The sequence below is a fragment of the Mycobacteroides saopaulense genome (assembly GCF_001456355.1).
GTDB classification, from domain to species: domain Bacteria; phylum Actinomycetota; class Actinomycetes; order Mycobacteriales; family Mycobacteriaceae; genus Mycobacterium; species Mycobacterium saopaulense.
Genome location: NZ_CP010271.1, coordinates 4,599,689 through 4,612,167, shown reverse-complemented (window position 1 = coordinate 4,612,167; position 12,479 = coordinate 4,599,689). Strand labels below are relative to the sequence as shown.

Here is a 12,479-nt window from a genome sequence, read left to right as displayed (position 1 = left end):
TTTCCGATAGGCACGCCGCACAATGGACGGATGCCATCGCACCCGATGTTCACTCCCACGCAGCTGGCCGCGCGTGCGGCATACCTGCTCAGGGGGAATGACCGCGGGACGATGACCAGCGCGGCGCCCAAGCTGTACCCACATATGTGGAGCTGGGACGCGGCTTTTGTGGCGGTGGGGCTGGCGCCGCTGAGCGTCGAACGCGCCGTCACCGAGCTGGACACCCTGCTCTCGGCGCAATGGGCCAACGGGATGATCCCGCACATCGTCTTCGCCAACGGGGTCGACGGCTACTTTCCCGGACCCGCCCGCTGGCAGACCTCCGAGCTGGCGGCGAACGCGCCCTCGGGGTATCAGACCTCGGGCATCACCCAGCCGCCGGTGCATGCCATAGCGGTGCAACGCATTCTCGATCACGCCCGCAGGCGGGGCCGCAGCGCGCGGGGGATAGCCGAGGCGTTCCTGGATCGGCGTTGGGCGGATCTGATGCGCTGGCACCGCTGGCTCGCCGAGACACGCGATCAGAACCAGCACGGCCGAATCACCCTGTACCACGGGTGGGAATCGGGAATGGACAACTCTCCGCGCTGGGACGCGGCGTACGCCAACGTGGTTCCGGGAGAGCTTCCGCCCTACGTACGCGAAGACACCGCGATCGTCACCGATCCGTCGCAGCGTCCCAAGGACGCCGAGTACGACGTGTACCTGTGGTTGCTCGAAGAGATGAAGTCGGTCGGGTACGACGACGCCCGGTTGCCGGACGTGATGAGCTTCGTCATGGAGGACGTCTTCGTGTCGGCGATCTTCTCGGTGGCCTGCGAGGTGCTGGCGACCATTGGTGAGGAGCATGCACGCCCGCGTGCCGATGTGCGTGAACTGCACGACTGGGCGGCGCGCTTTCGCTGCGGTGTCATCGACACCACCGAGGAACGCACCGGTGCAGCAAGGGATTTCGACGTCAAGACGGGTAAGTGGGTTGCGACGGACACAGTGGCCATATTCGCGCCGCTGCTCTCCGGTGGGCTGCCGCGTCCGCAGGAGCTGGCGCTGCTGAGACTGCTGGAGGGGCCGCGGTTCTGCGGGCACCCGGATCTGCGGTACGCGCTGGTGCCCTCGACATCGCCGGTTTCCAGGGACTTCCGTCCGCGCGAATACTGGCGGGGACCGGTCTGGCCGGTGCTCACCTGGCTGTTCTGTTGGGCATTCGAGCGACGGGGATGGAGCGAGCGCGCATTCCTGTTGCGGCAGGAGGGATTACGGCAGGCCGGTGACGGCTCCTTCGCCGAGTACTACGAGCCGTTCACCGGTGAGCCCCTGGGGAGCATGCAGCAATCCTGGACGGCCGCAGCGGTTCTGGACTGGTTGGGTTAGTCCTCACTCTTGCCCGGCGAGCCGGCGCAGCAGCGGCGTCATCCGGAACGCCACCAACTCGTGCATGGCGATGGCGATCGACGTCCTGGTGATGCCGGGGATGTCGAGAATGTTTCCGGCGATCCGGTACAGGTCATCGCTGTCGACGGCCACCACCTTGATCATCAGATCGTCGGCGCCGGCCAGGCCGTGCACCTGCACCACCTCCGGTACGTCGGCCAGGGCCACCCCGATGGCTGCCAACTGGTGCTGGTCGATGCGCGCGGTGACGTAGGCCGTCATCGGATAGCCCATTGCCCGCGGCACGATCTGGTGGTCAATTCCGGCCAGCGCCTCGTGCTGATCCCAGCGGGTGAGCCGCGCCTGCACGGTGTTGCGCGACAGGTTCAGTCGCTGCGCCAGCTCGACGCCGGATGCGCGGGGAGTTTGCGTGAGCGCCAGTAACAACTTCGCATCGGTGGCATCCAGAGTGGTCATAGCGCGCAGTATCGCACATATTGAACGTCAAAATTCAGGCAGAATGCTCAATCCGACACGCATCGGTTGCGCAGTATGACTATCTGATGCACTGTGAGTCATGACACACCGAACAGGTGACGGTCACGTACAGGCGATGCATCACTTCGTTAGCGAGGTAGGCATGGAAACCATCCAGCTCCTCGATCCGGACGGCAATCGGGTCGAGAATCCGGCGTACTCGCCGCTGGTCGCCGACGTCGACGACGGCCAGCTGCGGGCGTTGTACGAGGACATGGTGGTGGTCCGCCGCATCGACAACGAGGCCACGGCCCTACAGCGTCAGGGTGAACTCGCGCTCTGGGCGCCGCTGCTGGGGCAGGAGGCCGCGCAGGTCGGTTCTGCGCGCGCGCTCAAGCACGACGATTTTGCCTTCACCAGTTTCCGCGAGCACGGCGTCGCCTACTGTCGCGGCATCGAGCCCACCGCGATGCTCCAGTTCTGGCGTGGTTCAACACAATCAGGGTGGAATCCGCGCGACCACAACATCACCGCACCCGCGATCATCGTCGGTGCACAGTCACTGCACGCCACGGGTTACGCCATGGGAGTCAAGTTCGACGGATCGGACACCGCCGTCATCGCGTACTTCGGCGATGGAGCGACCAGCCAGGGCGACGTCTCCGAGGCCTTCGCCTTCGCGTCGAGCTTCGGTGCGCCCGTGGTCTTCTTCTGCCAGAACAACCAGTGGGCCATCAGCGAGCCGGTCAGGGTGCAGAGTCATCTGCCCTTGGCCGCGCGCGGGAGCGGATTCGGTGTCCCGGGTATCCAGGTCGACGGCAATGACGTGCTGGCGGTGATGGCCGCTACCCGCGCGGCATTGCGACGTGCCCGTGAGGGCAGCGGACCGACCCTCATCGAAGCCGTCACCTACCGGATGGGACCGCACACCACCTCCGACGACCCGACCAAGTACCGCAACGCCGCCGAGTTGGACGAGTGGCGGGCCAAGGATCCGCTAGCACGGGTCGAGAAGTACCTGCAGGCGCGGGGAGCCTTACCGGATTCGGAGAAGCAGCGCATCGCGGCCAGGGCAGACGAGGTAGCCGCGGAACTGCGCGCCGGATGCCTCGGCACCATCGAACCGACTGCGGCAGACATGTTCAATCACGTTTACGCGGAACCGCATTCGCTTGTCGCGGCGGAACGGCGCGACTACATGGAGTACCTGGCGGGCTTTGAGGATGAAGGGATCGCATCATGACCAGAATGACCATGTCCGGTGCCCTGAACGCGGGATTGCGTGCGGCCCTGGAAGATGACGACAAGGTGATCGTCATGGGAGAGGATGTCGGCAAGCTCGGCGGCGTCTTCCGGGTCACCGATGGGCTGCAGAAGGATTTCGGCGACCACCGCGTCATCGACACCCCGCTGGCCGAATCCGGAATCATCGGCACCGCTGTCGGTTTGGCCATGCGCGGATACCGGCCGGTGTGCGAGATCCAGTTCGACGGATTTGTCTACCCGGCCTTCGACCAGATCGTCAGCCAGGTGGCCAAGTTGCACTATCGCACCAAGGGTGCGGTGGGCATGCCGTTGACCATCCGCATCCCGTTCGGTGGCGGAATCGGTGCGGTGGAACACCATTCGGAGTCACCGGAGGCGTATTTCGCGCACACCGCCGGTCTGCGAGTGGTGTCCTGCAGTTCACCGCAGGATGCGTACGACATGATCCGCCAGTCCGTCGCCTGCGACGATCCGGTGGTCTTCTTCGAACCCAAGCGCCGATACTGGGAGAAGGGCGAGGTCGATACCGAAACGGTGGACCCGCTGCCCCTGTCGTCCGCGCGTATCGTCCGGCCGGGCACGGCGGTCACCGTCGCCGCATACGGTCCGATGGTCGCGGTAGCCTCCACCGCCGCGGAGATGGCTGCCGCGGAGGGTATGTCGATCGAGGTGGTGGATCTGCGTTCGCTCTCGCCGGTCGACTTCGACACCCTGGAGGCGTCGGTGCGTAAGACCGGGCGGCTGGTGGTGGTTCACGAGGCGTCGGTGTTCATGGGGCTGGGTGCCGAGATCGCGGCGCGCATCACCGAGCGGTGCTTCTATCACCTGGAGGCGCCGGTGCTGCGGGTCGGCGGCTTCGCCCTTCCGTATCCGGCCAACAAGGTGGAGCATCACTACCTGCCCGATGCGGAGCGGGTGATGGACGCCGTCGACCGCGCCATCGCCGCCTAGGAGGGGTGCGAAATCCATGGCAGTCAAACAGTTTTTGCTCCCCGATCTCGGAGAGGGCCTCACCGAGGCGGACCTGATCGCCTGGAAGGTGAAGGTCGGCGACGAGGTGAAGCTGAACCAAGTGCTCGCCGACGTCGAGACCGCCAAGGCGATGGTCGAGCTGCCGTCCCCGTACGAGGGCACGGTGGTGGCATTGGAGGCGGCCGAGAACTCGACGCTGGCGGTGGGGGCACCGCTGATCTCCATCGAGGTGGCCGGCGCCGAACCGGACGGGCCCGCCAACCTTGTCGGCTACGGGCCGTCGGAATCCAGCGGCGCCACCCGTCGTCGGCGACGCACGGCATCCGGTGCGGCGGCACTCGCGCTCGTGGAACAGACGGAAGCCCCTGAACCCGAGACTGTTCAACCGGCTGCGGTGACACAACCGTCGCCGGAGAGGGTCCCGGCGAAACCGTCGGTCCGTAAGCTGGCCGCCGAGCTCGGCGTGACTCTCGAACTGATCAGTGGCACGGGGATCGGCGGCAGCATCACCCGGCAAGACGTGGAGGCCTACACGCGCAGCCTCACCGCGAGGGCGCCGCAGCCCGAACCCCACACCCCCGCCGCGGCATCGGATATCGCCGGTGCGGCGGCTCCCGCCGGCGCCGAGACCCGCATTCCGATCGCGGGCGTTCGCAAGCACACGGCCGCCGCGATGGTGCGCAGTGCCTTCACGGCACCGCATGTCACCGAATTCCTGACCGTGGACATGACCGCGACGATGGAGCTGTTGGCGGAGTTGAAGGTGAGGTATCCCGACCTCAAACTCACGCCGACCACCCTGGTGGCACGGATGGTGCTGTTGACGCTGCGGTCGCATCCCTCGCTCAACTCCGCCTGGGACGAGCAGGCCGGCGAGATCGTCGTGAAGCACTACGTACACCTCGGTGTGGCAGCCGCCACCGCGCGTGGGCTGGTGGTGCCGAACATCAAGAGCGCCAACACGATGTCGTTGCGGGAGCTGGCGGGTGCCCTCGCGCAGTTGGCGACAACAGCGCGGGAGGGCAAGACCGCCCCTGCCGACATGAGCGGTGGGACGTTCACCCTGACCAACATCGGGGTGTTCGGCGTCGACGCCGGTACTCCGATCATCAATCCGGGTGAGGCCGCGATCTTGGCGCTGGGTTCGGTCGCCAAGCGCCCGTGGGTGGTGGACGGCGAGCTCGCGGTTCGCGACGTCACGACGCTGGCGCTGTCGTTCGATCACCGGCTGGTGGACGGCGAGCAGGGGTCGAAATTCCTCGCGGATCTGGGTGCGATGCTCACCGACCCGCGGATGGCCCTGGTGGTTTAGAGGAGTCGATGCGGCGGCGTGTGGCCGCAGTGTCATCAACTCGAGCTGGACCTGTTACATGGCTGCGCGTCAGCGGGCCAACTTTGTGGCATCGTCGATGTTCTGCACCCACGGTTCAGACAACAAGGCGGGCGATGTGCTGGATCGACTGAGGCAGAAGCTCTCGGAGTCGCGATAATGCGCTGGGTACCAATCATCGTGCTGAGCACGGCGGCACTGCTGACTTCCTGTACCCACGCGATCGCGGGTGACGCGGCCGCCCCGTCCGCAGTGGATAAGCTGTACCCGGTACTGCCGCCTCGACAGGCCGATCTGGAAGACCGGCTGTTGTCGGCATCGGACGTGCGGGCGGTAGCGGACCTTACGGACGTCAAGACCATCCCGGCGCTCGAGACGGTGTTGTCGACGGCCAACACGGTGTCAGATTGTGCGTACGGGTATTCGTTGGCCACACGGCAGCAGTACCTGAGCTTCGGCGCGGCCCGTATCCAGGCATACGCCCAGACCGTCGGAAGGGTACGACGGCACACGGTGGGCACGGCGCTCATCGTCTTCGAGACCGCCAGCTCGGCAAGTCAACAGTTCGAACAGTTCGCCCAACGAATGTCCAGATGCGACGGAGTGCACGGGGTGACCTCGGTGGGCAGCATCGAAGAGCGCTGGACGCTGAGCATTGTGCACAGCGGTCAGGACGAGGTGAACTGGACTCGCAGTACGGACGGCTCGCCGTGGTCGTGCCGGCTGGTGGCCCGCCAGCGCGCGAATTACGTGGCCTCGGTGATGTTCTGCCGTCTCGATCCCAAGGACGACAAGAGCGAGGCGATGTTCACGCTGTTGCTGGACAAGCTCTCCCGTTAGTCGGCGACCGCCGCCTCTTGCGCCGGCGGCATCGGATCTTTAATGTAGCGATCGCCACATTAATCCAGGAGGCCGTGCATGCTGCAGGACAAGGTCGTCGTCGTCACCGGTGGAAGTCGCGGTCTGGGACGGGCGATGGTGCAGGCATTCGCCGCCCATGGTGCCGACGTGGTGATCGCCAGTCGCAAGATCGATTCCTGCAATGAGCTGGCCGCCAAGGTGGAGGCGGAGCACGGCCGTCGTGCGCTTCCGGTCGCGTGCAACGTCAGCTCCTGGGAGCAGTGCGATGAGCTGGTCGAGACCGTGTACCGCGAGTTCGGCCGCGTCGATGTGTTGGTGAACAACGCCGGGTTGTCCCCGTTGTACCCCAGTGTCGACCAGGTATCGGAAGCGTTGTTCGACAAGGTCATCGGGGTCAACCTGAAGGGTCCGTTCCGCTTGTCCGCCTTGATCGCCACCAAGATGGCTGCGGGGGAGGGCGGTTCGATCATCAACATCAGTTCCATCGAGGCGGTGCGCCCCGATGCGACGGCCATTCCCTACGCCGCGGCGAAGGCGGGGCTCAGCAATCTGACACTTGGCCTGGCCCACACGTTCGGTCCGTCCGTGCGTGCCAACACGATTCAGTGCGGGCTGTTCAACACAGACATCGCCGCGGCATGGCCGGAGGGCTTCGCCGAGGCGCTGCTGCCCAGCATTCCGCTGCGGCGCATCGGTGAACCAGAGGACATCGTCGGCGCGGCACTGTATCTCGCGAGCGAAGCGTCGGCCTACTGCACGGGAACCACGATCCGTCTCGACGGTGGTATCGCGTGACCGAGGCCAGCGCGAAACCGCGCCGAGGACGCCCACCGGCATCCGATGGGGATGCCGCGGCGACGCGTCGGCGGATCATGGATGTTGCCACAGAGCTCTTTGCAGACAAAGGATTTCATGCTACAGGGGTGGCCGAGATAGGAACGGCGGCCGGTGTGCGCGGCGGAGCGTTGTACTACCACATCGGGTCAAAAGAGGAACTGCTCTGGGAGATCCTGCGCAGCTACATCGACGAGATGCTCACCGAGGCAGTACATATCGCCGGAATGAACACTCCGCCGGCCAAGCGGCTGCGCACCCTGATCGGCTCCTATGTCATCCTCATCGTCAAACACCGCAAGCAGGTCGCCATCCAGGTCCGTGACGGCTCCGCATTGACCGGAGAGCGTGCCGCGGAACTGCAGGGATTGCGCGATGAGTTGCAGCGCTGCTGGCAGCGTGTTCTCGACGAGGGCCACGACGCCGGGGTGTTCCGCACGGCCGATCACGTGGTGACCAACGCAATCCTCGGCATGCTCAACATGGTGGCGGTTTGGTACCGCGCCGAGGGCAAGAGCCCGGCACAGATCGCCAAGCGCATTGCCGACATGGTTTTGGACGGTGTCCAGGTTAACAGTCCGATTGAACCCCAACCGACAGGAAGTGACTGATATGGCATGGGATTTCGAAACCGACCCCGAGTACCAGGAGCTGCTGGACTGGGCCGAGGAGTTCGTCCGCACCGAGGTCGAGCCCCTCGACTACGTATTCCTCAACCCGTACGACAAGTCGGACACCGAAGCCATGGAGTACGTGCGTCCGCTCAAGGAAGAGGTCAAGCGCCGGGGCCTGTGGGCCTGCCACCTGGGACCGGAACTTGGCGGCCCGGGGTACGGGCAACTCAAGCTCGCGCTGCTCAACGAGATCTTGGGACGGTCGGTCTGGGGCCCGTCGATCTTCGGATGCCAGGCGCCCGACACCGGTAACGCGGAGATTCTCGCGCACTTCGGCACCGAGGCACAGAAGGCCAAGTATCTGCAGCCGTTGATGGACGGCGACATCGGCTCGTGCTACGTGATGACCGAGCCGCAGGGCGGATCGGATCCCACGCTGTTCAAGACCACCGCAGTACGCGACGGCGACGAGTGGATCCTCAACGGCGAGAAGTGGTTCAACTCCGAAGCACGGCACGCCGCATTCTGGATCGTCATGGCCGTCACCAATCCCGACGTGAGCCCCTATCAGGGGATGTCGATGTTCATCGTCGACCCGAACGCCCCGGGTGTCGAGATCGTCAGGAACATCACCGTGCACGGGTTCAGCGAGGACGAGGCCTACACCCGATTCACCAATGCGCGCATCCCCGCGGAGAACATGCTGGGCGCCGAGGGGGCGGCGTTCGCGATCGCGCAGACCCGGCTCGGTGGCGGCCGCGTACACCACGCCATGCGCACGGTGGCTCAGGTGCGCAAGGCCTTCGACATGATGTGTGAGCGTGTCATCAGCCGTGAGGCGCGCGGAGGCACCATCGCCAAACTACAGATGACACAGGAGCGCATCGCCGACAGCTGGATCGAGATGGAGTCCTTCCGTCTGTTGGTGCTGCGCACCGCGTGGTTGATCGACAAGCACCAGGATTACCTCAAGGTGCGCAAGGACATCGCGGCCATCAAGGCCGCCATGCCGAAGGTCATGCACGATGTGGCTCAGCGTGCGCTGCACCTGCACGGCTCGCTGGGGGTGTCCGAGGAGATGCCGCTGGCCAAGATGTTCCTGTACTCGGAGGTGATGGGTCTGGTCGACGGACCGACCGAGGTACACAAGATCACCATCGCCAAGGAGGTCCTCAAGGACTACACCCCGTACGAGGGGCTCTTCCCGCCGAGCCATATCCCGGCGCTGACGGAGAAGGCCAGGGCTCATGTGGCGGCCCGGCTCGAGCACCGGGTGGGCAACCTGTGATGAGCGACTCGCGCGAAGAACATCGAACTCAGCTGGCGGCACCGCAGCATGTCGACCCGAAAAGCGTTGATTTCGATGTCGTTTCGCGTTGGATGGATGAGCAGGGGCTCCCCGGCGGTGAGGTCACCGATGTTGCGGCGATCACCGGCGGGACCCAGAACATCATGGTGCGGTTCCGTCGGGGTGGACGCGAGTACGTGCTCCGGCGTCCCCCCAAGCACCTGCGCGAGGCCAGTAACAATGTGATCCGCCGGGAGGCGCGTCTGCTGGGAGCCCTACGCGGGCAAGGAGTTCCAGCGCCGGAGCTCATCGCGGCCTGTACCGACGAGACGGTGCTGGGTGGTGCTGTCTTCTACCTGATGGAACCCGTCGACGGGTTCAATGCCTCGGTCAGTCTGCCCGAGCTGCACGCAGGCAACGCAGAGATCCGGCATCAGATGGGCCTGGAGGCCGTCAGCGGTATCGCCGCCCTCGGCGCACTCGATTATCAGACGCTGGGCCTCGACGGCTATGGCAATCCCGACGGCTTCCTGGAGCGGCAGGTACCGCGCTGGCTCAAGGAGCTCGACTCGTACGCCAAGCACGAGGGGTATCCCGGTCCCGACATTCCGGGTCTGCAATCGGTGGCGGATTGGCTTGAGCAGCACCGGCCGTCGCGGTGGAAGCCGGGCATCATGCACGGCGACTTCCACTTGGCCAACATGATGTTCCGCAACGACGGCCCGCAGCTCGCCGCCATCGTGGACTGGGAGATGTCGACCATCGGCGACCCGCTGCTTGACCTGGGTTGGCTGCTTGCCACCTGGCCCTCGGAGACCGACGATGCCTCGCTGGGCGGAGCGTTGGTTCAGGCCGGGAATCTACCCACGCCGGATGAGCTCGTCGCGCACTACGCCGAGCGCACGGACCGGGACCTGAGTGCGATGGACTGGTACACGGTGCTGGCCTGCTTCAAGCTTGGCATCATCCTGGAAGGCACCCATGCCCGGGCCTTTGCAGGGAAAGCACCTGTGGCGGTGGGAGATTACCTGCACGGGTTGACCCTGCAGCTGTTCACGCGCGCCGCCGAGATCACCGGGTAGCGGGTTCCTCGGGCTGCGGTTGACCCCGCTTGGTCAGCCGCAGCACCCCGAAGAGAACCAGGATCACGCCCCAGGACAGCAGACTTGCCCAGAGTTGGGTGCGGGTGCCGTCCTGGAATCCCATAGCCACCAGGATGGCGACGATCCCGATCGCGGTGAGGATCGTCAGATAGGGGTAGCCCCACATCTTCACGATCAGTTTCTCGTCCGGAGTACGGCGGCGAAGGATGAACTGCGAAATGGTAATCATCAAGTACACGAACAGGATTACTGCGCCCGAGGAGTTGAGCAGGAACAGGAAGACGGTGTGCTCGAAGAAGTACGCCAGGATGACACAGACGAAACCGATGAACGAGGATGCGAGGATCGCCTGCACCGGGACGCCGCGGGTGTTCACCTTGAGCCAACTGCGGGGCGCCTCGCCGCGCCCGGCGAGGACGAAAAGCATGCGGGACGCGGTGTACATCGCCGAGTTCAGACAGGACAGCACGGCCGTCAACACCACGAACCGCATGATGTGGTCGGCCGCAGGCACCCCCATCGTCTTGAATGCGGTGACATAGGGCGAGGTTCCCAGCTCGGGGCTGTCCCAGGGCACGATGACCGCGATCAAGAAGATCGATCCGACGAAGAAGATCGCCACGCGATAGATCACCGAGTTGGTGGCCTGGCTGATGGCCTTGGCGGGGTCCTTCGATTCGGCGGCGGCGATGGTGGCGATCTCGGCGCCCACCATGGAGAAGATCACGATGACGATGGCCGAGAAGATCGCGCCGGGGCCGTGCGGCATGAAGCCGGTCTTGGTGAGATTGGAGAAGTCCATGTCTTTGTTTGGCCACAGGCCGAAGACGTAACAGGTGCCCGCGATCAGGAATGCCACGATCGCAGCGACTTTCACGCTGGCGAACCAGTATTCGAATTCGCCGTAGGAGCGCACCGAGAAAAGATTGGTGGCCGTCATCGCGAGCATGAGGAGTAGGGCCACCAACCACAGCGGCGCACGCGGCAGCCAATCCTGAATGAGCTTGCCGCCGGCGACCGCCTCGAACCCGACGACTATCACCCAGAAGTACCAGTACAGCCAACCAACCGAGAATCCCGCCCAGTCGCCGAGTGCGCGCCGGCTGTAGTCGGCGAAGGAACCCGTGGACGGATTGGCGACAGCCATCTCGCCGAGCATCCGCATCACCATCACGATGAGCACGCCGGTGACGGCGTAGGTGAGAAATGCGGCGGGCCCGGCGGCTTGGATGGTCGCACCAGATCCGACGAACAGGCCGGCACCGATCACGCCGCCTATGGCGATCATCGTCAGGTGGCGTTTCTGCAGCGAGTGCTGCAGGCCGCCTTCGCTGGGTGCATCCGTGGAGGGCATGTGGTGTCTCTTTCAGCCGGGTAGGTCGATGTTGCACCCCGTAGACAGATCGTGCAGCGCGTTGCCCGGAATTTCGGGGGCGTGCAGGGGGTTTGCAACGTTCGTGACCGGATTCGGGATTTCCACCACATCTGCCGACGGATACGTGACCCCGGATGTGCTGGCGCGCGCCGTCGAGGAGCGCGGGTTCGACTGGCTGCTCTTCGACGATCACTCGTACTTTCCGGCCGATACCCCGGCACAGGAAGAGATCCCGCCGGCTTTTCGTGCGCGGCTGCCGCTGGTCCGCGATCTGCCGGTGGTGCTCGCCTACGCGCTGGCCGCGACGCGCACGCTCGTCGTCGGGTCGGGAGTGGCGCTGTTGCCGCAGCGCGATGTGCTGCACACGGCCAAGGCCGTCGCCACCCTGGCCACGCTCTCGGATGATCGGCTGGTGCTCGGGGTCGGCGTCGGGTGGAACATGGGCGAGGTGCGCAACCACGGTGCCGAGCCGACCACGCGGGGTGCGAAGCTCGATGAACAGTTGACGGCGTTGCGGACCATCTGGACCCACCAGGTGACCGAATTCCATGGCCAACATGTCGATTTCGGGCCGATTGAGTCGCGTCCGCGCCCCGGCTCGCCGGTGCCGATCTATGTCGGCGGGGCCAGCAAGGCGGCGCTGTCGCGGACGGTCCGCCTGGCCGACGGCTGGTTGCCGCTGGCACCGGGCACCACCGCCGCCGATGTGCGGAGCGTCCGCGCGTGGTTCGCGCAGCAGGGTCGCGCCGACCTGGGGATCACCGTCACCGAGGTGCCGGCCGACGAGCGGTTGGCCGCGGATTATCTTGAGGCGGGCGTGGATCGGGTGCTTTTCCACCTGGATCCGTTGGCCGAGCGGGACGTGCCCACCGCGTTGGATGCTCTGGCTCAGATCGCTGAACGCCTCAAATAGCACCGAGGGCATACCGTACGCAGAAGAATCGGGTGAAACGTCTGCACCTGGTATGCCCTCGGCGAGTAAGGCTTT

The 12,479-nt window shown here is 65.1% G+C and carries 12 protein-coding genes and 1 pseudogene; 11 read left to right on the top strand and 2 right to left on the bottom strand.

Annotated features, from left to right (window positions below; translation table 11 throughout):
- Window positions 1–30 precede the first annotated feature (30 nt).
- Window positions 31–1,371 carry a glucosylglycerate hydrolase gene (gene ggh, locus MYCSP_RS22815; RefSeq protein WP_088415275.1) on the top strand — a complete coding sequence of 447 codons (1,341 nt, stop codon included), beginning with the start codon at window positions 31–33 and terminating at the stop codon, window positions 1,369–1,371.
- Between the two features lie 3 nt (window positions 1,372–1,374).
- Here the strand turns inward: ggh and MYCSP_RS22810 are convergent, their stop codons facing one another.
- Window positions 1,375–1,848, bottom strand: coding sequence for an Lrp/AsnC family transcriptional regulator (locus MYCSP_RS22810; protein WP_070911577.1), 474 nt, complete (start codon window positions 1,846–1,848; stop codon window positions 1,375–1,377).
- 163 nt (window positions 1,849–2,011) lie between these two features.
- Here MYCSP_RS22810 and pdhA point away from each other — a divergent pair, with 163 nt between their 5' ends.
- The 9 genes and pseudogenes from pdhA (at window position 2,012) to MYCSP_RS22765 (ending at window position 10,095) form a co-directional block, all read left to right on the top strand.
- Window positions 2,012–3,091, top strand: coding sequence for a pyruvate dehydrogenase (acetyl-transferring) E1 component subunit alpha (gene pdhA, locus MYCSP_RS22805; RefSeq protein WP_083017239.1), 1,080 nt, complete (start codon window positions 2,012–2,014; stop codon window positions 3,089–3,091).
- Between the two features lie 11 nt (window positions 3,092–3,102).
- Window positions 3,103–4,065, top strand: coding sequence for an alpha-ketoacid dehydrogenase subunit beta (locus tag MYCSP_RS22800; RefSeq protein WP_083017277.1), 963 nt, complete (start codon window positions 3,103–3,105; stop codon window positions 4,063–4,065).
- Between the two features lie 16 nt (window positions 4,066–4,081).
- Window positions 4,082–5,398, top strand: coding sequence for a dihydrolipoamide acetyltransferase family protein (locus MYCSP_RS22795; RefSeq protein WP_088415271.1), 1,317 nt, complete (start codon window positions 4,082–4,084; stop codon window positions 5,396–5,398).
- 7 nt (window positions 5,399–5,405) lie between these two features.
- Window positions 5,406–5,576 (top strand): annotated as a pseudogene (locus MYCSP_RS22790) (sensor domain-containing protein); the annotation flags it as partial.
- Window positions 5,576–6,256 carry a sensor domain-containing protein gene (locus tag MYCSP_RS22785; protein ID WP_088415269.1) on the top strand — a complete coding sequence of 227 codons (681 nt, stop codon included), beginning with the start codon at window positions 5,576–5,578 and terminating at the stop codon, window positions 6,254–6,256. The pseudogene MYCSP_RS22790 and the gene MYCSP_RS22785, both read left to right, overlap by 1 nt.
- Before the next feature lie 78 nt (window positions 6,257–6,334).
- Window positions 6,335–7,072, top strand: coding sequence for an SDR family NAD(P)-dependent oxidoreductase (locus tag MYCSP_RS22780; protein ID WP_070911582.1), 738 nt, complete (start codon window positions 6,335–6,337; stop codon window positions 7,070–7,072).
- A complete protein-coding gene (locus MYCSP_RS22775; RefSeq protein ID WP_070911583.1) occupies window positions 7,069–7,722 on the top strand; it encodes a TetR/AcrR family transcriptional regulator in 654 nt (217 codons plus the stop codon). Before MYCSP_RS22780 ends, MYCSP_RS22775 begins: the two co-directional genes overlap by 4 nt.
- Window position 7,723: 1 nt before the next feature.
- A complete protein-coding gene (locus MYCSP_RS22770; RefSeq protein ID WP_162266285.1) occupies window positions 7,724–9,013 on the top strand; it encodes an acyl-CoA dehydrogenase family protein in 1,290 nt (429 codons plus the stop codon).
- Between the two features lie 32 nt (window positions 9,014–9,045).
- Entirely contained in the window at window positions 9,046–10,095 is a 1,050-nt protein-coding gene (locus MYCSP_RS22765) for a phosphotransferase family protein (protein WP_088415722.1), read from the top strand.
- On the opposite strand, the gene MYCSP_RS22760 is transcribed toward MYCSP_RS22765, so the two are convergent.
- Complete coding sequence (locus tag MYCSP_RS22760; protein WP_088415265.1) at window positions 10,085–11,470, bottom strand: amino acid permease; 1,386 nt, start codon at window positions 11,468–11,470, stop codon at window positions 10,085–10,087. The genes MYCSP_RS22765 and MYCSP_RS22760 overlap by 11 nt on opposite strands.
- A gap of 103 nt (window positions 11,471–11,573) precedes the next feature.
- On the opposite strand from MYCSP_RS22760, the gene MYCSP_RS22755 reads away from it, so the two are divergent.
- The gene (locus tag MYCSP_RS22755) at window positions 11,574–12,404 is read left to right on the top strand and encodes a TIGR03619 family F420-dependent LLM class oxidoreductase (RefSeq protein ID WP_209435420.1); all 831 of its coding nucleotides are present in this window, start codon (window positions 11,574–11,576) and stop codon (window positions 12,402–12,404) included.
- Window positions 12,405–12,479 lie beyond the last annotated feature (75 nt).